At 65.1% G+C, this 20,779-nt stretch carries 18 protein-coding genes; 14 read left to right on the plus strand and 4 right to left on the minus strand.

All coding sequences use genetic code 11. The features are described from left to right. Positions 1 to 241: 241 nt before the first annotated feature. From pyk to E0L17_RS06425, 4 genes are all read right to left on the minus strand, one after another. Complete coding sequence (pyk, locus tag E0L17_RS06410; protein ID WP_167930430.1) at positions 242 to 1,690, minus strand: pyruvate kinase; 1,449 nt, start codon at positions 1,688 to 1,690, stop codon at positions 242 to 244. A 48-nt stretch (positions 1,691 to 1,738) separates the two neighbouring features. Beyond that, entirely contained in the window at positions 1,739 to 2,740 is a 1,002-nt protein-coding gene (locus E0L17_RS06415) for a 2-hydroxyacid dehydrogenase (RefSeq protein WP_167930431.1), read from the minus strand. Between the two features lie 145 nt (positions 2,741 to 2,885). Continuing rightward, positions 2,886 to 3,746: a helix-turn-helix domain-containing protein gene (locus E0L17_RS06420; RefSeq protein WP_167930432.1), complete on the minus strand. Its 861-nt coding sequence runs from the start codon at positions 3,744 to 3,746 to the stop codon at positions 2,886 to 2,888. A 49-nt stretch (positions 3,747 to 3,795) separates the two neighbouring features. Then, positions 3,796 to 4,668 carry a PrpR N-terminal domain-containing protein gene (locus tag E0L17_RS06425; RefSeq protein ID WP_167930433.1) on the minus strand — a complete coding sequence of 291 codons (873 nt, stop codon included), beginning with the start codon at positions 4,666 to 4,668 and terminating at the stop codon, positions 3,796 to 3,798. 135 nt (positions 4,669 to 4,803) lie between these two features. On the opposite strand from E0L17_RS06425, the gene E0L17_RS06430 reads away from it, so the two are divergent. The 14 genes from E0L17_RS06430 (at position 4,804) to E0L17_RS06490 (ending at position 20,705) form a co-directional block, all read left to right on the plus strand. Continuing rightward, positions 4,804 to 6,051, plus strand: coding sequence for a four-carbon acid sugar kinase family protein (locus tag E0L17_RS06430; RefSeq protein ID WP_167930434.1), 1,248 nt, complete (start codon positions 4,804 to 4,806; stop codon positions 6,049 to 6,051). Next, a complete protein-coding gene (locus E0L17_RS06435; protein WP_206109032.1) occupies positions 6,044 to 7,078 on the plus strand; it encodes an iron-containing alcohol dehydrogenase in 1,035 nt (344 codons plus the stop codon). Before E0L17_RS06430 ends, E0L17_RS06435 begins: the two co-directional genes overlap by 8 nt. Further along, the gene (locus E0L17_RS11070) at positions 7,075 to 7,197 is read left to right on the plus strand and encodes a hypothetical protein (RefSeq protein WP_286163330.1); all 123 of its coding nucleotides are present in this window, start codon (positions 7,075 to 7,077) and stop codon (positions 7,195 to 7,197) included. The genes E0L17_RS06435 and E0L17_RS11070 overlap by 4 nt, the downstream gene beginning before the upstream one ends. A 62-nt stretch (positions 7,198 to 7,259) precedes the next feature. After that, on the plus strand, positions 7,260 to 8,156 hold the full coding sequence (dapA, locus tag E0L17_RS06440; protein WP_167930435.1) for a 4-hydroxy-tetrahydrodipicolinate synthase: 897 nt from the start codon (positions 7,260 to 7,262) through the stop codon (positions 8,154 to 8,156). Continuing rightward, positions 8,156 to 9,223: a 4-hydroxythreonine-4-phosphate dehydrogenase PdxA gene (pdxA, locus tag E0L17_RS06445; protein WP_167930436.1), complete on the plus strand. Its 1,068-nt coding sequence runs from the start codon at positions 8,156 to 8,158 to the stop codon at positions 9,221 to 9,223. Before dapA ends, pdxA begins: the two co-directional genes overlap by 1 nt. Positions 9,224 to 9,379: 156 nt before the next feature. Then, positions 9,380 to 10,687 (plus strand): SLC13 family permease, encoded by a 1,308-nt coding sequence (locus tag E0L17_RS06450; protein WP_206109033.1) that lies wholly within the window; start codon positions 9,380 to 9,382, stop codon positions 10,685 to 10,687. Between the two features lie 73 nt (positions 10,688 to 10,760). Then, positions 10,761 to 11,921, plus strand: a complete 1,161-nt coding sequence (locus tag E0L17_RS06455) for a sialidase family protein (protein ID WP_167930438.1) — start codon at positions 10,761 to 10,763, stop codon at positions 11,919 to 11,921. A gap of 46 nt (positions 11,922 to 11,967) precedes the next feature. Further along, entirely contained in the window at positions 11,968 to 12,456 is a 489-nt protein-coding gene (locus E0L17_RS06460) for a NanQ anomerase/TabA/YiaL family protein (RefSeq protein ID WP_167930439.1), read from the plus strand. 74 nt (positions 12,457 to 12,530) lie between these two features. Continuing rightward, positions 12,531 to 13,712 carry an MFS transporter gene (locus tag E0L17_RS06465; RefSeq protein ID WP_167930440.1) on the plus strand — a complete coding sequence of 394 codons (1,182 nt, stop codon included), beginning with the start codon at positions 12,531 to 12,533 and terminating at the stop codon, positions 13,710 to 13,712. A gap of 140 nt (positions 13,713 to 13,852) precedes the next feature. Then, positions 13,853 to 16,540 carry a cation-translocating P-type ATPase gene (locus E0L17_RS06470; RefSeq protein ID WP_167930441.1) on the plus strand — a complete coding sequence of 896 codons (2,688 nt, stop codon included), beginning with the start codon at positions 13,853 to 13,855 and terminating at the stop codon, positions 16,538 to 16,540. Positions 16,541 to 16,888: 348 nt separating this feature from the next. Further along, positions 16,889 to 17,905: a hypothetical protein gene (locus tag E0L17_RS06475; protein ID WP_167930442.1), complete on the plus strand. Its 1,017-nt coding sequence runs from the start codon at positions 16,889 to 16,891 to the stop codon at positions 17,903 to 17,905. Between the two features lie 268 nt (positions 17,906 to 18,173). After that, positions 18,174 to 20,069, plus strand: a complete 1,896-nt coding sequence (locus E0L17_RS11230; RefSeq protein WP_167930443.1) for a BglG family transcription antiterminator — start codon at positions 18,174 to 18,176, stop codon at positions 20,067 to 20,069. 2 nt (positions 20,070 to 20,071) lie between these two features. Then, positions 20,072 to 20,371, plus strand: a complete 300-nt coding sequence (locus E0L17_RS06485) for a PTS sugar transporter subunit IIB (RefSeq protein ID WP_167930444.1) — start codon at positions 20,072 to 20,074, stop codon at positions 20,369 to 20,371. Further along, a complete protein-coding gene (locus E0L17_RS06490) occupies positions 20,364 to 20,705 on the plus strand; it encodes a PTS sugar transporter subunit IIA (RefSeq protein ID WP_167930445.1) in 342 nt (113 codons plus the stop codon). The genes E0L17_RS06485 and E0L17_RS06490 overlap by 8 nt, the downstream gene beginning before the upstream one ends. The last annotated feature ends 74 nt before the right edge of the window (positions 20,706 to 20,779 follow it).

Here is a 20,779-nt window from a genome sequence, read left to right on the forward strand (position 1 = left end):
GAACGGGGGTTATGGCAGACCGATTGCTGCCATAACCCCCGTCTGGACAACGCCGGAAGCGGCATGATTGCCACAACCCCAATTGGCGCAACAAGCGAGAAGAACCTCGCGCCCCAAACCCCAGCCGACAAGGGCGCCCCGACAGCGAGAGGCCCCGCGATGCTTCCGGAGGGCGTTTCTCGAAGAGCACGCCTGGAGGAAGCATCGCGGGGCCTCACAGCTCGCGGGAAGAGGTGACCGCCTACTGCACCTGGGCCACCATCGCGACGTTGGTGGAGGTGGTGTAGTCGCCCAGGCGCGGCGAGGTCTGCGGGTCGCCGGCGGTGATGACCACGATGTCGCCGGTCTCGACGAGCCCGTTGCGCTTGGCGGTGAGCAGCGCGTCGTAGAGCGTGCTCGAGAGGGAGCCCTGCTCGGTGGTGCGGTACGCGTAGACGCCCCAGTAGAAGCAGGTGCGGCGGATGGTCTGCTCGCGCGGCGAGGTGGCGAAGAGCGGCATCCTCGGGCGGAACGTGGAGATCAGGCGCGCGGAGCGGCCGGAGTTCGTGGGGGCGAGGATGCACTTGGCGTCCACGCGGTCGGCCATCTCGAGCGCGGCGAAGCCGGTGGCGCCGTTGACGTTGCGCACGCCGCCGCGGTCGAAGTACTCCTTGCGCTCCGGCAGGTACTTCTCGGTCTCCTTGCAGATCTCGGACATGGTCTTCACGGCCTCGATCGGGTACTTGCCGGCTGCGGTCTCGCCGGAGAGCATGACGCAGTCGGTGCCGTCATAGACGGCGTTGGCGACGTCGTTGACCTCGGCGCGCGTGGGGCGCGGGTTGCGCTGCATGGAGTCGAGCATCTGCGTTGCCGTGATGACGGGCTTGTAGTGCTGCTTGCACTTCTTGATGATGGTCTTCTGGATGTGCGGGACCTGCGCGGCGGGAACCTCGACGCCGAGGTCGCCGCGGGCGACCATGCAGCCGTCGGAGACGTGGAGGATCTCGTCGAAGTTCTTGACGCCGAGGGCGCTCTCGATCTTGGGGAAGATGAGGACGTCGGGCGCGCCCATCTCGATGCAGATCTTGCGGATCTCCTCGACGGCCTTGCCGTCGCGAATGAAGGACGCGGCGATGGCGTCGATGCCGAGCTCGCAGCCGAACATGATGTCCGCGCGGTCCTGGGCGGTCACCGACGGCAGGTTGATGTTGAGGTTGGGGAAGTTCACGCCCTTGCGCTCGCCGAGCAGGCCGCCGTTGGTGATCTTGCAGGTGATGTCGGTGCCCTCGACGCCCACGACCTCCAGGCCGATGAGGCCGTCGTCGATGAGGATGACCGTGCCCTCCTCGACCTCGGAGGGGAGCGGCTTGTAGTCGAGCGAGAAGCGCTCGGCGGTGCCGACGACGTCGTCGTCGGTGGTCACGATGCAGGTCTTGCCTGTCTCGAGCGCGACCTTCTCGCCGTCCTTGAGCAGGCCGGTGCGAACCTCGGGGCCCTTGGTGTCGAGCATGATGGCCACGGGGATGCCAAGCTCGCGGGAGAGGGCACGGACGCGCTCGATGTTCTTGCGGTGGTACTCGTGGCTGCCGTGGGAGAAGTTGAAGCGCGCGACGTTCATGCCGTGAAGGATGAGCTGGCGCAGCACCTCCTCATCCTCGGTCGCGGGTCCCATCGTGCAGACGATCTTGGTCTTCTTCTTGTTGAACGCCATGTGTACCTCTCTCTTGTATGTGCGATGGCCTGAGCCAACTGACCGATGTTAGCAGACGACGCTGCGTTCAACGAAGTCAGTGCCGTTGGCGAACGCCCGCGCGTTGTCGAGCGTGACGCGCGCGATCTCGCCGAGGGCCTCGTGGGTGAAGAACGCCTGGTGGCTCGTCATGACGACGTTGGGGAAGGAGCAGAGGCGCGCGGTGATGGAATCAATGACCTGACCTGCGCGGTTCTGGTAGACGTTCGGCCCCTCCTCGTCGTAGACGTCGATGCCCGCGGCGCCGATCTTTCCGGAGAGGATGCCGCGGATGAGCGCCTGCGTGTCCACAAGGCCGCCGCGCCCGGTGTTCACGAAAATCACACCATCCTTCATCTTGGCGATGGACTCGTCGTTGATCATGTGGCGGCTCTCGTCGTTGAGGAAGGCGTGGAGCGAGATGAGGTCGCTGCGACGATAGAGCTCGTCGTTGTCCACGTACTCGTCGATGACGCCCGCGTCCACGAGGCCCTGGTTGGGATAGAGGTCGCTGCCGAGCACCTTCATGCCGAAGCCCTTGCAGATGCGGCAGAGCGCGGCGCCGATGCGGCCGGTGCCGATGATGCCGGCGGTCTTTCCGTGGAGCGTCTCGCCGACGAGGCCGTCGAGGGAGAAGTCGTTCTCGCGGACGCGGATGTAGCCCTTGCAGATGCGGCGGTTGGCGGCCAGGGCGAGCGCCATGGCGTGCTCGGCGATGGCCTCGGGGGAGTAGGCGGGGACGCGCGTGACCTTGATGCCCAGCTCCTTGGCCTTGTCGACGTTGACGGCGTCGAAGCCCGCGCAGCGCATGAGCAGGAGCTTCACGTTGAGGCCGGCGAGGATCTCGAGGGTCATGGCGCCGCAGTCGGCGTTGACGAAGGCGCAGACGGCGTCATAGTCCTTGGCGAGGGCGGCGGTCATGGGCGTGAGGTTGGTCTCGGTGAAGTCGATCTTGATCTCGGGGTAGTCCTTGAGCTCCCTCGTGAAGGAGTCCTTGTCGTAGCTTGCGGTTCCATAGAAAAGTATGTTCATAGGGGGGTCCTTTCACAGCGCGCGTTCGGACGCGCGCGACACGTATCCTACGCCCACTCAGTTTAGTACAGGCAAACGCAACGTAAGGCGTGTGTTTCTTGCTTCAGAGAACGTTCTCATGCAGGTGAAGCTGGATGGCGTTGCGTCACGCGGGGGTCTCGTCTCTGAGGATTCTCCAGATTGTGGTGCGGCTCACGCCGAGCGTGCGCGCGGCCTCCGTCTGGTTGCCGCCGTACTTCTCCACCACCATGCGCACGATGTCACGCTCTATCTCGCGCAGCGGGCGAAGGAGGTCGATGCTCGAGGTCTCGCTCGGCGTGTCGAGGGACGAGAAGCGCGTGGCGCCCTCGCGGTCGAGGGCCTCGCGCACGTCGCGCGCCCGCATGGTTCCATCCTCGGCCGTGGCGCCTGCGCGCTGGAGGACCTGGCGGAGCTCGATGTAGTTGCGCGGCCAGGGATGGGCGAGCAGGAGGTCCATCGCCTCGTCGGTGACGAGGGGAGGGGCGATTCCCGCCTGGCGGGCCTCCGAGTCGAGGAAGAGGCCCACGGCGCGGCGGAGGTCGCGGCGCCTCCTGAGGGGCGGCGCCGTGAGCACGTGGCAGCGCAGGGACTCGACGAGCTCGGTGACAACGTCGGTCTCGGTCGCGTCAGGGTTGTCGTTGGCAGAGATGATGACGTGGTCTCTCTCGCAGACACCCGTCTGCACCATGACGTCGACGAGCTGGCGCACCCGCTCGAGGGAGAGGGCGTGCACGGCTTTGAACCAGAGGGTCTCACCCTCGCCGTAGAGTGGCGAGGAGGGGGAGTCCATGAGGTGCTCCCAGCTCTTCTCGGTGATGAGCGGGCAGTCGATGGTGACGAACGGCCTCCTGCTCCACGAACCGCTCAGGTACAGCAGCTCGGCGATGCGTGCCTTCCCAGTTCCGACCTCGCCCTCGAGCATGACCGGGCGGTTCGCGCGCGACGCCGCGGCGATGAGGGGCAAAAACCCCTGTTCTGCCTCCACGGCGTGAAAGACGCTCTCGTGGTAGGTCCGCTCGACCTCGTCACGGTTCCTACGGACGATCCCCGTGAGGCTCTCCGCGGAGGGCGTGCTCTGCGCCAGGACGCTGTAGGCAACGTAGAGGCCCCCCCTCGAGCTCGAAGGAGGTCTTGGAGACACGGTAGGTGCGCCTTCCTCGGTGCAGGACCAGGCGCTCCGACATGGGCCCGCCGAGATGGTTGCGCATGAGGGCGAGAAGGGACTGGCGGTGCTCGCCCAGGTTGGCGTAGACGAGCTTGCCCGACCCCTCGAACAGGGCGGTCTTGGTGGGGAGGCTTCGGATGATTTGCCAGAGCACGTGGTTCTGCGACCGCAGCGCATCCGTTCGTTCGCAGAAGTCGAGCGCCTGTCGCAGGGCCTTCGCGACGCTCTTCTCGCCCGACATGAGCAGATGGGCGTCCATGCCCCTCCTCGTGCAGGCGTCCTGGGAGAACGTGTCGCACAGGACGATCTCGTAGTCCCCGGCGGAGACGTCCTCAAGCACGAGGGGCAGCTCGTCCTCGAAGGAGACGTCGTAGATGTCGAGGTCGAAGTCGGAGAAGTCCGCCACCTCGCGGACCGCGTCGAGCGCGTTGGAGAACCCCACGACGGCACAACGCCGTCCCCGCGGGTTGTGAATCGCGAGCGCCTCGAGGAGGTCCGCCGCGGACACGTCGATCTCCACGACCGGGAGGGAGAGCTCGTCCTCGAGCATCTGGGCGGTCCCGCCCCTCGAGACGATGACGTCGAAGTCGGACTCCATGTTGCCGAGCGCCACCTCGAGGCCCTGCGAGAGGTCGCCCTGGTGGACCACGACGTCGAGGTCGGGAAACTCGCGCGATACGCGACCCACCACCTCCACGAGCTCGGGGTAGGGGGAGACGAGAAGAACCCGGTATTCCGCCATGCGTCTCCAATCGTCCAATATTGAAACGCTTTCTTCGGCAAAGACGTTTCAGATTGTAACAGTAATTGCCTTAGGAGAGGCTTAAACGGCCAAATCAGGACCGGCAAGATGAGCCTAGAGAAAAGGAGGGACACCATGGCAAAGACCATGCTCATAGCGGACGACCTGACCGGCGCGCTCGACGCGGGCGTGTGCCTGCTCCCCGCCGACGTCCTCGTCGCCACGTCCCCCGAGGGGGTTACGTGCGAGCTCGTGAGCTCGTGCCCCGCCGCCATCTCCGTCAACGCCGGGACGCGGCACCTCGATGCCGTCTCCGCTGCCGCGCGCGTCGCCGCGCTCGTGGAGGTCGCGCGCGAGGCGGGAGTGCCCTGCGTCGTCAAGAAGACGGACTCCGCCCTGCGCGGAAACGTCGGCGCCGAGCTCACCGCCGCCTGGCGCGCGTCGGGCCTTCCGAGGATCCACTTCATTCCCGCCCTGCCCGAGATGGGCCGCGTGACGCGCGGGGGCGTCCACTACGTGGACGGGGTTCCCGTCGCCGAGAGCGCCTTCGGGCGCGACCCCTTTGAGCCCGTCAGGGTCTCGGACGTGCGCGCGCTCGTCTCGTCCCAGACCGACGCCCCCGTGCACCTCGTCGAGGAGGGCTCTCCCGCCCCGCTCGACGCGAGCGGCATCGTGATCTACGACGCGACCTCGACCGAGTCCATGGTCGCCCGCGTCCGGGAGCTGCGCGACGCGGGGGAGCTCGGGGTCGTCGCCGGGTGCGCGGGCGTGACCGACGCCCTCGCCGGCGTCCTCGACCTGGGTCGGATGCACGGCGAGAAGAGCCTTGACAGTGGCAACCTGCTCGCCGTCTGCGGGAGCGTCAACAGCGCCTCCCGCGCCCAGTGCCGCTTCGCGGAGGGCTCCGGTGCCCGCGTCATGCGCATCGGGGAGCGCGAGAAGTGCGACGACTCCTGGCTCGACTCGGAGGACGGCCGCTCGTTCGTCTCCCGCGCGAGCGAGTCGTGGGGGAATGCCCCCCTCACCGTCGTCGATGGGTCGGGGCTCGAGGACCTCACGGGGCTCGTGCCCGAGGGCACGGATGTCCGCCAGGTCGTCGCGGACCACATCGGCGCGATTCTCGTGAGCATCTGCGAGCAGGGCCTCCACGGCCGCGTGCTCGTTACGGGCGGTGACATCCTCGCGAGCTTCCTCGCTCAGTCGGGGGTCGAGCGCGTGCGCCCGCTCGACCAGCCCGCGCCGGGGATTGTCGGCTTCGAGCTCGATCTCCGGGGCCAGAGGCTCGTGATCTTCTCAAAGTCAGGTGGGTTTGGAAGCAGGGAGCTCCTCGTCGAGATGGCGGGCCGCTCCCGTGAGATGGCAAAGGAGTGTGCCCATGCTTAGCAAGTATTCCCTGAGGCTCCCCAAGGTCGTCTACGGGGGCGAGAACCCCACCGACGAGCTCGCGGAGGCGCTGCGCCGCGAGGGTGCCAAGAGCGTCGTCGTGTTCACGGACGCGTCCCTGCACAAGCTCGGCCTGGTGAACCCGGTACTCGAGGCCGTCGAGGCCGCAGGTGCCACCTACGAGATCGTCGACGACATCCCCGCCGAGCCCACCTACTCCCAGGTCCAGAACGTCGTAGACCAGGTGAAGGGCGCCTCCGCGGACGCCATCGTGGCCGTGGGCGGCGGCTCGGTCATGGACGCGGCCAAGCTCGCCGGCGTCTGCGCCACGGACGCCTACACCGTCCACGACCTTCTCGCCGACCCGTCCCGCGCTACCAAGCAGCTCACGACCTTCATGGTCCCCACTACGGCCGGCACCGGCGCCGAGGCCACGCCCAACGCCATCGTGGCCGTGCCCGAGGACGAGCTCAAGGTCGGTATCGTGAACGATGCGATGATCGCCGACTACGTGGTCCTGGACGCCCGCATGATCAAGAACCTCCCGCGCCCGATCGCGGCGTCCACGGGCATCGACGCCCTCTGCCACGCCATCGAGTGCTACACGTCCACGAAGGCCAACCCCTTCTCCGACGTCTTTGCCCTCGAGGCCTTCGACCTCATCATCAACAACATCGAGGCCTCCTGCGACGACCCGGAGGCCATGGACGCCAAGCGCGCCATGCAGATCGCGAGCTTCTACGCCGGCATCGCCATCACGGCCTCCGGCACCACGGCCGTCCACGCCCTGTCCTACCCGCTCGGCGGCAAGTATCACGTGGCGCACGGCGTCTCCAACGCGATCCTGCTGAGCCCCGTCATGCACTTCAACGAGCCGGCAATTCGCGAGCGCCTCGCCGCCGCCTATGACCGCGCCATCCGCGGCGACGCAGCCACGGTCGAGGAGAAGTCCGCCGCCGTCATCGAGCGCATGGACCAAATCGTGAGCACCTCGACATCCCCAAGAAGCTCGACGAGCTTGGCGTGACCGACGCCAACGTCGACCAGCTCGCCGCCGCTGGCATGACCGTCCAGCGCCTGCTCGTGAACAACATGCGCGAGGTCACGCTCGAGGACGCCAAGGCCATCTACGCGCAGGTCCTCTAGGGGCCGAGAAAAACGTCAGGAAGGACCGGGTGCGCCCGGTAATGAGAAGAAAGGAAACGGACATGACTGAGCTCAAGGGCATCGTCGTCCCCATCGTCACCCCGATGAACGAGGATGAGTCCATCAACCTCGAGGAGCTGCGTCGCCAGGTCGACCGCCAGATCGAGGCCGGCATCCACGGCATCTTCCCGTTCGGCACCAACGGCGAGGGCTACATCCTCAACGGCGACGAGAAGAAGCTCGTCCTCGAGACCGTCATCGACCAGGTCGCCGGTCGCGTGCCCGTCTACGCCGGCACCGGCTGCATCTCCACCAAGGAGACCATCGAGCAGTGCAAGATGGCCGAGGCCGCGGGCGCCGACATCCTTTCCGTCATCACGCCGTCCTTCGCCAAGGCGAGCCAGCACGAGCTGATCGTCCACTACACCACCGTTGCCGAGGCCGTGCCCAACATGCCGATCGTCCTCTACAACATCCCGGCGCGTACCGGCAACGCCCTCGAGCCCGAGACCATCGTCGAGCTTGCCAAGATCGACAACATCGTGGGCGCCAAGGACTCCTCCGGCAACTGGGACAACCTCTCCGCCTACATCGACCTCACCAAGGACATGGACTTCGGCGTGCTCTCCGGTAACGACGCCCTGATCCTCAAGGCGCTGCGCCGCGGTGCGAAGGGTGCCATCGCCGGCTGCGCAAACGTCTACCCCAAGAACATGGTGGGCATTTACGAGAACTGGGCCAAGGGCGACGACGAGGCCGCCGAGGCCTGCCAGGCGGCCGTGGCGCCGCTGCGCGACTGCTTCAAGTACGGCAACCCCAACACCGTGGTGAAGACCGCCGTCAACCTTCTTGGCTATCCCGTCGGCAAGTGCCGCGCGCCGTTCAACTATCTCTGCCCTGAGGGCGTCGAGGCGCTCAGCGCCGCGCTCGAGGCCGACAAGGCTAAGGGGATGTGCTAATGGCGGCCGAGCTCCCCATCGTCGCCATCACCATGGGCGACCCGGCCGGCAACGGCCCGGAGATCACGGTGAAGGCGCTCTCCGACCCCGCCCTCTATGAGCGCTGCCGTCCCATCGTGGTCGGTGACGCAAAGATGATCGAGCAGGCCAAGGGCTTCGTGAACCATCCGGAGATCGAGGTAAACCCCGTCTCTGACGTCGCGGACGCCAAGTTCCAGGCGGGCACGATCGACGTCTACCACCTCGACCTCATCGAGGACGTGGCCTCCTTCAAGCTGGGCGAGGTCTCCGCAGAGGGCGGCAACGCCGCCTTCCAGAGCGTCAAGCGCACGATCGAGCTGGCCATGGAGGGCAAGGTCGACGCCACCGTCACCAACGCCCTCAACAAGGAGGCCATGAACCTGGCGCTCGCGCCGCAGGGCATGCACTTCGACGGCCACACGGAGATCTACGCCACCTACACCGGCACCAAGCACTACGCGATGATGCTCGCCCACCACGACTTCCGCGTGGTGCACGTGTCCACGCACTGCTCGCTGCGCGAGGCGTGCGACCGCGTGAAGACCCCGCGCGTCCTCGAGGTCATCAGGCTGGGGTGGCAGGCGTGCCGCGACCTCGGCATCGAGAGCCCCAAGGTCGCCGTCGCGGGCCTCAACCCGCACTCGGGCGAGCACGGCCTCTTTGGCACCGAGGAGATCGACGAGATCATCCCCGCCATCGAGCTCGCTCGTGCGGAGGGCATCGACGCCGTGGGCCCCTGCCCGCCGGACAGCGTCTTCTCCGAGATGAACGGCGGCTGGTACGACATCGTCGTCTGCATGTACCACGACCAGGGACACATCCCCACCAAGACGCTCGGCTTCGTGTACGACCGCGAGGCGGGCTCCTGGAAGGCCGTCGAGGGCGTGAACGTCACGCTCGGCCTCCCCATCATCAGGACGTCGGTCGATCACGGCACAGGCTTCGCGCTCGCCGGCAAGGGGACGTCCAACGAGCTCTCGCTCGTGAACGCCATTGACTACGCACTGCGCATGGCGGCGGGGAGGGCCGCCAAGGCACAGGAGTAGGGGGGTGGGCTCTGCGAGGCCGAGGTTTGGCGACTGGAGGCCTCGCAGAGCCCGATGAAAGCGGGGGTCCGTCATCCGGCGGACGACGGCCCTCGCAAGTGATTCTCGCACGTCTGTCTATTTTTGAAAGGAGTTGGGAGAATAATGACACTTGCGATGATTCTCTCGCTTGTCGTTCTCGTCGCGATGATCGCGATGATTCTCTTCGACGTTCTGCCGTTCGGCATGCCGCCGATCGCGTGCTGCGTCCTCATCGTCATCTTTGGCTCGCTCTTCGGCAGCCAGATGACGGAGCTGCCCAAGGCATGGGACATCTCGTATGCGTTCGCGGGCTTCACCAACAACACCACGTGGATGCTCGCGTTCTTCATGGTCATTCTCGCCGCCATCCAGAAGACCCAGATGATCAACAAGGTCAAGGATGTCATGACCAAGCTCGTCGAGAAGGGCGGCTTCAAGAGCTACGTCATGCTGCTCATCGTGGTCATGCTCGGCGCCTCCATCCTGGGCATGGGCTCCACCGCCTTCTACGTCCTGATCTTCTCGCTCGTGGTCACCATGCCCTATAGCGATAAGCTTCCCAGCTCCAAGCTGGTTCTCCCGCTCGGCATCGCGTCCAACCACCCGCTCATCCCGATCAATGTCGCCCTGCAGTATGGCGTCGCCGTGTCCGTGCTTGCCGCCTCCGGCCTCCAGGAGGGCATCACCATGGTGCAGTTCGCCATCGTGACGTTCTTCCTGTCCGCGGGCTTCCTGGTCTGGGCCATCATCGGCTACAAGTTCCTCCCGAGCCACCCCGTCGCCGAGCCCACCGTCGAGAACGCTGCCGCGCTCGCGGGCGAGGGCCCCGCTGCCATGGCCTCCTGGAAGGAGGTCGCCACGATTCTGGCCTTCGTCATCTCGATCGTTGCCATGATGTTCGTCGACACCCTCGGCCAGCTCTCCTACATCATCCCCGGTGCCGCCGCGATTTTCATGCTCCTCATCAAGGTGCTCGACTTCAACGAGTTCCGCGACAACCTCTTCAGCCCGATCATCCTCATGACCGCCGGCGTCATCCCCGTGGCAAACGCCCTCGCCGATTCCGGCCTCTCCACGCTCGTCGGCAACACTGTCGCCGGATTCATCGGCACCGGCATCCCGCCGTTCGTCCTTCTCGTCATCTTCACCGTGCTCTGCTCCACGTTCGCGTGCTTCACGGGCTCCCAGGTGGGCATCGTCATGATCTTCGCCCCGCTCGCCATCGCCGTGTGCCAGGGCCTCGGCTACAACCCCATGGCCGCCTGCGTTGCCGTCACGCTCTCCGGCTGGGCTGGCCACTACATGCCGATCGACGGCCTGCCCGCCATGGCCTACGGCATGGGCAAGTACACGATGGTCGAGTTCTGGAAGTTCACGATCCCGCAGTACATCGTCCGCATCCTCTTCCTGTGCGCTGGCGCGCTGATCGTCTTCCCGATGTAGCTTCTCCCCCGGCCCGCCCTGGCTCCCCACGGGGCGGGCCCTTCTCGTCACATGAAAGAAGAGAGGAAGCAAGATGGCAGTCAAGACCCTCCCCGGGCTCACGCCCGACGGCCAGATCTACTTCGACCCTGAGATGAAGCTCACCGAGGCCATGCTCCCGCCCGGCCCCTGGGCGTCCGCCCACGGCCCCGGCCTCGTGGAGACGCCTGCCGGCACGCTCCTGTGCTGCTGGTTCGCGGGCACCTTCGAAGGGGATACGGACATCAACATCGTGGTGTCGCGCCTCGAAAAGGGCTCCGACCAGTGGAGCAAGCCCATTTACGTCTCCTGTGACAACGAGTTCTCAAACCAGAACCCGTCGCTGTTCCTGGCGCCGTCCGGCGAGGTCTGGTGCATGTACACCTCGCAGCGCGGCCGCGAGCCCGGCAAGGACAACATGCAGTACACCTCGGTCATCAAGCGTCAGGTCTCCACGGACGACGGCCTCACCTGGTCCGAGCCCGAGGTCGTCCTCCCCGAGGAGGGCACCTTCGCCCGCCAGGCGATTCAGGTCCTCTCCAACGGCCGCTGGATCTACGGCCTGTGGCTCTGCACGGACAGCGCGAGCGGCCTCGCCGGCGACCCGAGCGCCTTTGCGATCTCCGACGACCAGGGCGCCACGTGGCGTCGCGTGGACATGCCGGGCTCTGCCGGCCGCGTCCACCCGAGCGTCGTCGAGCTCGAGGACGGCCACCTCGTCGCCTTCATGCGCAGCCGAGAGGCCGACTGGGTCTATCGCAGCGAGTCGCTCGACTACGGCGACACCTGGAGCGTTCCCGAGCCCACGCCGCTGCCCAACAATAACTCCGGCATTGCCGCGACGAGGCTCGCGAGCGGCCGCGTGGCGGTTGCCTACAACCACTCGAGCGCCCCGCAGGCATACGGCAAGAAGGGCGCCTGGCCCGGCCTCCGCTGCCCCGTCTCCATCGCCCTGTCCGAGGACGGGGGCAAGACCTTCCCGCTCATCCGTCACATCGAGCGCGGCCAGGGCTACGTGGGCGACGAGAACCGCTCCAACAACATGCAGTACGAGTACCCCTGCCTCATCCAGGCCGCGGACGGCATGCTGCACCTCGCGTACGCGTTCGAGACCCGTCGCGGCGTGAAGTGGGTGACGCTGCGCGAGGAGGACGTCATCGGCGAGAAGCGCGGTGCCGGCACCTATAACCCCACCTCGGGCGAGGGCTGCCGCTAGTCGCGCAACCTTGACAGGCTTGTCAGAGAAACGAGAGGAGAACACCATGATCTACGACGGACTGGGCGCCATCGGGCTCTATCGCGGGCTTTCCCGCGGCCTCGACGTGCTCATCGACTGGCTGGGTCAGAACGACCCCGCCGACCTGCCGCTCGGCATCACCCAGATAGACGGCAACCGCGTCTACGCCAACGTCATGAACGCGAGCACCAAGTACGAGAAGGACGCCCGCTTCGAGACGCACCGCAAGTACATGGACGTCCAGATCGACCTCGAGGGCGCCGAGTGCTTCAAGACCACCCCGGGCGCCACGGTGCCCGCCGGTGACTTCGACGAGGCCACGGACAAGGGCTACTGCCACGCGGCCGAGGGCAACGACGACCTCCTCGAGGGGTGCCTCGCCGGCGGGCGCTTCGTCGTCTTCATGATCGGCGAGCCGCACATGCCCAACCTCGTGACCCCGGGCGCGGAGCCCGGAGCAATCAAGAAGATATGCTTCAAGGTCGTGGGCGACCAGTTCTGGGATGAGGTCTAGCATGTGACGGGGGACGGAGGGACCGCTACCGCTCCGTCCCCCTGCCGTGCGCGAGGGGAGGTGAGGAGATGCTGGTGACGCGCAACGGCGCGGTTCTTCTCGCCGCGACGTTCTGCTACCTGGCGAGCACGATGCTCGCGAACCCGCTCGTGGCGGGCTTCGCCGGGACGCTCGGCGCCACCGCTGCGATGATGGGCGTGCTCACCGCGCTCATGAACGCGTGCTCGCTCGTCGTGCGCCCCGTCGCCGGCAACCTCTCCGACCGCCTCCCCAAGCGCCGCCTCGCCCTCGCGGGCGCTGCCCTCATGCTCGTGACCGCGCTCGGGCAGGCGCTGGCGCCGAGCACCGCCCTTCTCGCCGTCATGCGCCTCGCCAACGGGGCCGGCTACTCGCTCTGCTCCGTGTGCATGTCCACGTGGTTCGCCGAGACGCTCCCGCCCGCGCGGTTGGGGCAGGGGATGGGGATCTTCGGCCTCATGAACGCCCTCGGCATGGCCGTGGGGCCCGCGCTCGGGATCGCCGTCTCGGACGCGCTGGGCTACCGTCCCGCGCTCGGCCTCTCCGCCGCCTTCGCGGCGCTCTCGCTCGCAGGCGTTCTTCTCGTCCGTGACGGGGGAGCCACGCGGGGCGGGCGGGGCGCTCAGGGCGAGAAGGACGTGCGCCCCCGGCTCCGCCTGCTCGATCGTCGCGCCGTCCCGGCGGCCGTCGTGGTGGCGCTCTTCACGATCCCGTACATGGCCACCCAGTCGTTCCTCGTGAGCTACGCGGAGGCCCGCGGGCTGGACGTCCCCACGGGCGCCTTCTTCACGGTCTACGCCGCCGCGCTCATGGCGCTGCGCGTCCTTCTCGGCCGCGCGTTCGACCGGGTGGGCTTCGTGCCCTTCGTGGTGGCGTCCGGCGCGTCGTCCGCGGCGTCGCTCGCCCTTCTCGCCACCATGGACGGCCCGGCGGGGCTTTTGCTCGCGGCGCCGCTCATGGCCGGCGGCTACGGCGTCATGTGCTCGGTCTGCCAGTCAACGGCCGTGCGCGCGGTGGGGGCGGGGCGCGTGGGGCTTGCCAACAGCACGTACTACATGGGGTTCGACGTCGGCATGACGCTCGGCCCCGTGATCGGCGGGGCGCTCTTTGGGTCGGTCGACCTCGCATGGTTCTTCCCGGCGCTCACATTGACGGCGCCTGTGGCCGTCGTGGTCGCCGCACTATCCGCCGGCGCGGGACGCAACCGCCAGAGGAGTAAAAGGAACAGGGAAATGTAGGTCCGGCGTCGGGTAGAATAAGCCTCGTGTTTCTTGTCCATGCGTCCGGCATGGCAGCCTTGATGGGCCCTTGCCCCTTCCTGGGGAATTATGATCGGGCATCAATCTGCCGGGCGCCGAATTCCCAGGAGGGGAACTGAATGAAGGAGTACCTAGAGTCCAAGGACAAGGTCCTGGGCGAGCTTTCCTCTGACGAGGAGAGCGGCCTGACCGCGGCGGAGGCCTCGAGCCGCCTGTCGCAGTACGGGCCCAACGAGCTGGAGAAGGAGGAGAAGACCCCGCTCTGGAAGCGCTTCTTCGAGCAGATGGCCGACCCGATGGTCATCATGCTCATCGTCGCGGCCGTCATCTCCGCCGTCACCGGCATGATCCAGGGCGAGTCCGAGTGGGCCGACGTCATCATCATCATGGCGGTCGTCATCATCAACTCCGTGCTCGGCGTGGTCCAGGAGGCCAAGTCCGAGCAGGCGCTCGAGGCCCTGCAGCAGATGAGCGCCGCGCAGTCCAAGGTCATCCGCGACGGCAAGATGGCGCACCTGCCCTCCGCCGAGCTTGTCCCGGGCGACATCGTCCTGCTCGAGGCCGGCGACTCCGTGCCCGCCGACTGCCGCGTCCTGGAGAGCGCCTCGATGAAGATCGAGGAGGCCGCCCTCACCGGCGAGTCCGTGCCCGTGGAGAAGCACACCGACGCCATCGCGCTCGACGCCGGCACCGACGACGTGCCCCTGGGCGACCGCAAGAACATGTGCTACATGGGCTCCACCGTGGTCTACGGCCGCGGCAAGGCCGTCGTTGCCGCCACTGGCATGAAGACCGAGATGGGCAAGATCGCCGATGCCCTCACCACCGCCAAGAAGGAGCTCACCCCGCTCCAGATCAAGCTCAACGAGCTCTCTGGCATCCTCACCAAGCTGGTGCTGGCCATCTGCGTGATCATCTTCGCCGTCGACCTCATCCGCCACGGCTCCGAGCTCGGCTCCAACCCCGAGATGATCCTCGACACCTTCATGGTCGCCGTGTCGCTGGCCGTCGCCGCCATCCCCGAGGGCCTCGTGGCCGTGGTCACGATCGTGCTCTCCATGGGCGTCACCAAGATGTCCCGTCGCCAGGCCATCATCCGCAAGATGACCGCCGTCGAGACGCTCGGCTGCACCCAGATCATCTGCTCGGACAAGACCGGAACCCTCACGCAGAACAAGATGACCGTCGTCAAGCACGAGGTCGAGGGCCCCGACGACCTGCACGTCCGCGCCATGGCCCTCTGCTCCGACGCCAAGTGGGACCCCGAGAAGGGCGAGTCCGTGGGCGAGCCCACCGAGTGCGCGCTCGTCAACGACGCCGCCAAGCTCGGCTTCTACGAGGGCGGCAACGCCGACAAGTACCCGCGCGTGGGCGAGGCCCCGTTCGACTCCGGCCGCAAGATGATGTCCGTCGTGGTGAAGACCCCCGAGGGCACCTTCGAGCAGTACACCAAGGGCGGCCCCGACGTGGTCCTCGGCCGCTGCACCACGGTCATGAACGCCGACGGCTCCGTCGAGAAGCTCACCGACGCCCGCCGCGAGAAGATCATGGCCGCCAACAAGGACATGGCCAACCAGGCGCTACGCGTGCTCGCCTCCGCCATGCGCGTGCATGACGAGAAGCCTGCCGACTGCAGTCCCGAGGCGCTCGAGCACGACCTCACCTTCCTGGGCCTCTCCGGCATGATCGACCCCGAGCGTCCCGAGGTCGCCCCGGCCATCGCCGAGGCCAGGGAGGCCGGCATCCGCCCGGTCATGATCACCGGCGACCATATCGACACCGCCGTGGCCATCGCCAAGAACCTCGGAATCTGCAAGGACGCCTCCGAGGCCATCACCGGCGCCCAGCTCGACAAGATCTCCGACGAGGACTTCAAGGACGCCGTCACCCAGTACAGCGTCTACGCCCGCGTCCAGCCCGAGCACAAGGCCCGCATCGTCGACGCGTGGAAGAGCCGCGACAAGATCGTGGCCATGACCGGCGACGGCGTGAACGACGCCCCGTCCATCAAGCGCGCCGACATCGGCGTGGGCATGGGCATCACCGGCACCGACGTCACCAAGAACGTGGCGGACATGGTCCTCGCGGACGACAACTTCGCCACCATCATCAACGCGGTGGAGGAGGGCCGCAGGATCTACGACAACATCCGCAAGGTCATCCAGTTCCTGCTCTCCGCCAACATCGCCGAGGTGCTCTCGGTCTTCGTGGCCACGCTCGTGGGCTTCACGATCTTCCAGCCGGTCCAGCTGCTCTGGATCAACCTCATCACGGACTGCTTCCCGGCGCTCGCGCTCGGCATGGAGGAGGCCGAGGGTGACATCATGAAGCGCAAGCCGCGCAAAGCGTCCGACGGCGTCTTCGCGGGCGGCATGGGCGTCGACATCCTCTTCCAGGGCATCGTGATCACCATCCTGGTGCTGGCCTCGTTCTTCGTGGGCGTCTACCTCGACATGGGCTACATCAACATCGCGGACATGATCGCCGGCACCGCCGACGAGGAGGGCGTCACCATGGCGTTCATCACCCTGTCCATGGTGGAGATCTTCCACTGCTTCAACATGCGCAGCCGCCGTCAGTCGCTGTTCAGCATGAAGAAGCAGAACAAGTGGCTCTGGGGCGCCGCCATCCTCGCGCTCGTCCTCACCGTCATCGTCGTCGAGGTCCCGTTCCTCGCCGAGATGTTCGGCTTCATGGAGCTCCCGGTGGAGGCCCTCGCCGCGGCCCTTGGCCTCGCGTTTCTGATCATCCCGATCATGGAGGTCTACAAGGCCGTCATGCGCGGCATCGAGAAGAACCAGGACTAGTCCTTCTCGGCATACGCACGTCCAAGGGGACGGGGCTTCGGCCCCGTCCCCTTTTTTAGCCCGGGCCGGGTCGTCCCCGAGTCCGGGCCGGATCGTTCCCGTGGACGGACCCGCCCGTTCTTCTCGCCCGGCGCTGACCTCCTCCTTGATTCAGGTATTTATTACATGGAAAACCATGTAGCAACCCGGGCCAAATGTCGGAAACGGCCCTTCCGAGGCGAGTTGCTACATGGTTTTGAAGTAGGTAAATTCTCGAACTACCATCGTGAGGTCCGGGCTGACCGCCAAACCCGCCTGTGATAGAGTGTCCTCAGGCGACCCCCATCGCTCCCAAGCGAGGGGAGTGGTATGCCGGTCATCCTTTCTCACAGCTCCGCCCTTGAGCTCCTGCGCGGCGTTCCGCCGCAGGTGAGGATGTATCCGCACGTGGCGGAGCCGCTGCGGCTCGCGGACATCTCGACTGATTCTCGCGAGCTCCGCTCCCTCGACGTGCGCTCGTTTGGCATCCGAAGGGATCCCATCCACGTCCTCGTGTCGAGGTCCGCCCGTGAGATTCAGTCATCCGGCGTGAAGACGCATCACTTCGGTCCCGCCGTCATGCCGGGCGGCCTGCTGCTGGAGCTCTCCCCAGGCGTGTATGCCGCCGGTCCCGAGCTCTGCTTCATCCAGATGGCGAGGAAGTCCTCCCTCGTGGGCGCCGTCGTGCTGGGCTGTGAGCTCTGCGGCCGATACTCGCACTTCTCGGAGATGGTCTCCGGATACTACGAGCGCCCGCCGCTCACGTCCGTCGAGAAGATCGGGGAGGCCGTGAGCGCCCTTCCCGGGCTCTATGGCGTCAGCCGGGCGCGCGAGGCCCTGCGCTGGGTGCGTGACGGCGCCCGCTCGCCGATGGAGACGGCGCTGTCGGCGGAGCTCTTCCTGCCCGGACGGCACAAGGGCCTCGCCTTCGTGAGGCCCGAGCTCAACTACGAGGTACCGCTCGATGAGGTGGCGGCGGTCATCACGGGGACGAGGAGCTGCTCGATAGACGTTGCCTGGCCGGGCGTTCGCCGCGGCGTGGAGTACGACAGCCTGGCGTTTCACCTCGACCCCGAGAAGGACCTGCGTCGCAAGGAGGCGCTCGAGCACATGGGGTGGACGATAAACACCATCAAGCTCGACCAGATGGCAGACCATGCGGCCCTCATGCGCGCGGTCGCGCTCTTCGAGGGCGCCGTCCCGCGCCAGCCGGGCGGTCCCGCCTCCGAGGAGGAGGTGGCAGAGTTGCACCAGCGGCTCCTGCGCGCAACGCGGTGCGGGATGGGGCTCGAGCGGGCGCTCTTTGGCGTGCCGGTTCCGCGCGGCGCGGTGAGGGTGCACGTGTAGTGGCTGGCGGCACATTTAGCAGTATGTCCTTTTCCGGGACAAGACGTTAGATTTACGGTGTTCCCAAATAGGGGCGCCTGTTCGAGCTCATAGACCGTTCAACAACGGGGGAAGCTCCCAGCAATAACATAACGAATAGATATATTGTTTTGTAAACGACAAATCTGCTTACCGCGCGATTACGCCGCCGCTCTTCCAGTATTGCGGAAATATGCGGCGTGGAAAGCGTCTCGCGGTAGACGCATCCTGAATTCAGGAGGTGGAAAGCGTGAACGAGAACGTGTTTGACATCGTGCAGGCCATTCTCAGTGAACCTGGCGTGGATTCGCAGGGCCTGGCCAAGCGCTTTTCAGTAAGCACTCGGACGATTCGGTCGCGTATCGCCCAGGCGAACAGCGAACTCAGTCCCTATGCGTGCATCGTCTCAGAGCGATCGCACGGCTACTCTCTTGATATCTCCGATGCGGAGGGTTTCGAGAGTTGTTATCGATCTGCCGAACGTGCCCTCCGAAGCGGGCTCCCCGATGATAGTGAGAGTCGGGTTCAGTACCTGTTGAACGATTTGCTGTGTCGGACGCGGTGGGTCACGATTGACCAGCTTTCCGAGGCGCTTTACACCTCACGGCGCAAAGTTCAGGATGACCTCTCTCATGTGGAGCGGGAGCTGACGCGCTACGGTCTCACACTTGAGAGGAAGCCCCATTACGGGATTCGCGTGTTGGGCCCTGAGATGAGCCGTCGAATATGCCTTGCGCATGCCTGGGCGAGGAACGTTCGCGGGATGATAGGGACAGACGAGCTCGATCGTGAGATTGACGACGTCGCAGGGATAATCAATGCGGAGATAGAGGGGCGCCTGAATATCGGTTCCGCCGTCTATCAAAACCTTCTGATTCACATCATTATTGCGATTATGCGAATTCGAAATGGAAGCTATGTCTCTGTGGGCAGGCAGGAAGTCGATGCTCTGGCCGAATCGGAGGAGTATGAGGTAGCAGGGGCTATCGCGGCTCAGATCGAGAAGTGCTTCGGAGTCCATCTGCCAGAGGATGAGATTGCCTACATCTGCATTCATCTCACCAGCAAGCACGTGAAGAGCGCCTCGGATGGCGAGGGAATGGTTATCTCCGATGAGATTTGGAACATGGTCGGCGAGATGCTTGATTCCGTCTGGGAAACGTTTCGCTTTGACCTGCGACATGACCTTGAGCTCAGGATGAACCTCGCGAAGCATCTCGTACCGCTGGTTACTAGACTTCGGTTTCATTTGGACGTAAAGAATCCAATTCTCGAGGATATTGTCGCGCGCTTCCCCCTTGCGTGGGCCATGGGGCGGGAGTCGGCCTCGGTGCTTGCGCGGAGCTATCAAACCGAGCTTAGTGACGACGAGGTCGGATTTCTCGCCCTCGCCTATGCCCTTGCCCTCGAACGACGCGTCGAGCCATGTAAGAAGAGGATTTTGATTGTGTGCGCTTCTGGTGCTGGAACCGCGCGCCTTCTCCAGTGGCAGTACCTGAAGGAGTTTGGCTCCTACATCGAGTCCGCTCAGACCTGCGACCCCTCAGAACTTGACTCGATAGATTTCAAGACCATCGACTATATATTCAGCACCGTGCCGCTCAACAAGGAACTGCCTGCTCCTGTACGACAGGTCGGGATGCTCTTTGACGAGCTTGATAGCCGGGATATTCGAGATTTCCTCGAGGGCGAGCAGCGGTCGGGGTCGTTTGCGTGCTACTTCTCTGAGGAGCTATTTCTGCCTCACCTGCCCCAAACAACGCGCGAAGAGGTCCTTCGCTTCATGTGCGAGCGAATACAAAGCGTAATCGAGGAGCCTGAGGACTACGAGCAGCTTGTCTGGGAGAGGGAGAGCGTTGCCCCGTCGGCGTTCGGAGGGCGTGTTGCAATGCCTCATCCAATACGCCCAGTGGGCGAGAAAACCATCGTATGCGTGGGGGTGCTCGATCAAGACGTTACATGGGGGGAGCACCAGGTTCGCGTTGTCTTCCTTGTGACCATCTCCGCGACCAACAGAAAGGAGGTGCAGGGATTCTACGAGGACATGGTCAAGCTCATCACTGATAAGGGGGCTCTGGAACGTCTTATGGCCGAACAGAGCTGGGATGCGATGTCCCAGATTATCGCTTCGATCGAGAGGAATTAGCAATGAAGAAGATCGTTTTGATTTGCGGTTCAGGTATGTCTACGAGCTTGCTTGCCGCGCGCATGCAGGATGCTGCGGACGAGTCTGGTTATCCCTGCAGGGTGTCGGCATTCGCGGCATCTGACATAGCTGAGCTCGACGCCGATGTCAGCCTGATTCTCCTTGGGCCTCAGGTGAGGTTTCGGCAGAAAGCGATTGAGGCGCAGGTTGCCTGCCCGGTGATGCCCATTGAGTTCTCGGCCTATGGGCGGATGGATGGCGCCGCAATCCTGAGGAATGCGCGGGAGGTGCTCGATGATTAGGGAAGAGGACGAGATGGTCAGCGCGGCGTTTGAAATCATCGTCGAGGTGGGCAACGCCAGAAGCTGCTACATCGATGCCATCAAGGCAGCACATGACGGAGATTATGAGCAGGCCAACGAGCTCATCGAGACGGCTCGAAAGGCTTTCTCAAATGGCCATAAGGCCCACACCGGCCTCATCCAGGCCGAGGCGCGCGGCGAGAACACCTCGATGAACCTGATTCTCACCCATGCGGAGGACCAGCTCATGAGTGCAGAGGCATTCGGCATCCTTGCTGATGCGTTCATAGATGTTTACCGGCGTATCGATCAGGTGGAGGGAGGCACAAGGTAGCTCTTTGGAATGGAAGTGGTGGTTGTCAGACGGCCACCAAAGACGAGTTAGGAGAAACAAGGTGAGTAATGTAG

The organism is Olsenella sp. SW781 (genome assembly GCF_012027725.1).
Classification (GTDB): domain Bacteria; phylum Actinomycetota; class Coriobacteriia; order Coriobacteriales; family Atopobiaceae; genus Thermophilibacter.

Bases quoted from the DNA above. Each gene is read 5' to 3' on its own strand.
- E0L17_RS06415 (WP_167930431.1), bottom strand. From the start codon at position 2,740: ATGAACATACTTTTCTATGGAACCGCAAGCTACGACAAGGACTCCTTC.
- E0L17_RS06485 (WP_167930444.1), top strand. From the start codon at position 20,072: ATGAAGAAGATCGTTTTGATTTGCGGTTCAGGTATGTCTACGAGCTTG.
- E0L17_RS06425 (WP_167930433.1), bottom strand. From the start codon at position 4,668: ATGGCGGAATACCGGGTTCTTCTCGTCTCCCCCTACCCCGAGCTCGTG.
- E0L17_RS06435 (WP_206109032.1), top strand. From the start codon at position 6,044: ATGCTTAGCAAGTATTCCCTGAGGCTCCCCAAGGTCGTCTACGGGGGC.
- pyk (WP_167930430.1), bottom strand. From the start codon at position 1,690: ATGGCGTTCAACAAGAAGAAGACCAAGATCGTCTGCACGATGGGACCC.
- E0L17_RS06470 (WP_167930441.1), top strand. From the start codon at position 13,853: ATGAAGGAGTACCTAGAGTCCAAGGACAAGGTCCTGGGCGAGCTTTCC.
- E0L17_RS06450 (WP_206109033.1), top strand. From the start codon at position 9,380: ATGATTCTCTCGCTTGTCGTTCTCGTCGCGATGATCGCGATGATTCTC.
- pdxA (WP_167930436.1), top strand. From the start codon at position 8,156: ATGGCGGCCGAGCTCCCCATCGTCGCCATCACCATGGGCGACCCGGCC.
- E0L17_RS06455 (WP_167930438.1), top strand. From the start codon at position 10,761: ATGGCAGTCAAGACCCTCCCCGGGCTCACGCCCGACGGCCAGATCTAC.
- E0L17_RS06475 (WP_167930442.1), top strand. From the start codon at position 16,889: ATGCCGGTCATCCTTTCTCACAGCTCCGCCCTTGAGCTCCTGCGCGGC.
- dapA (WP_167930435.1), top strand. From the start codon at position 7,260: ATGACTGAGCTCAAGGGCATCGTCGTCCCCATCGTCACCCCGATGAAC.
- E0L17_RS06430 (WP_167930434.1), top strand. From the start codon at position 4,804: ATGGCAAAGACCATGCTCATAGCGGACGACCTGACCGGCGCGCTCGAC.
- E0L17_RS06460 (WP_167930439.1), top strand. From the start codon at position 11,968: ATGATCTACGACGGACTGGGCGCCATCGGGCTCTATCGCGGGCTTTCC.
- E0L17_RS06490 (WP_167930445.1), top strand. From the start codon at position 20,364: ATGATTAGGGAAGAGGACGAGATGGTCAGCGCGGCGTTTGAAATCATC.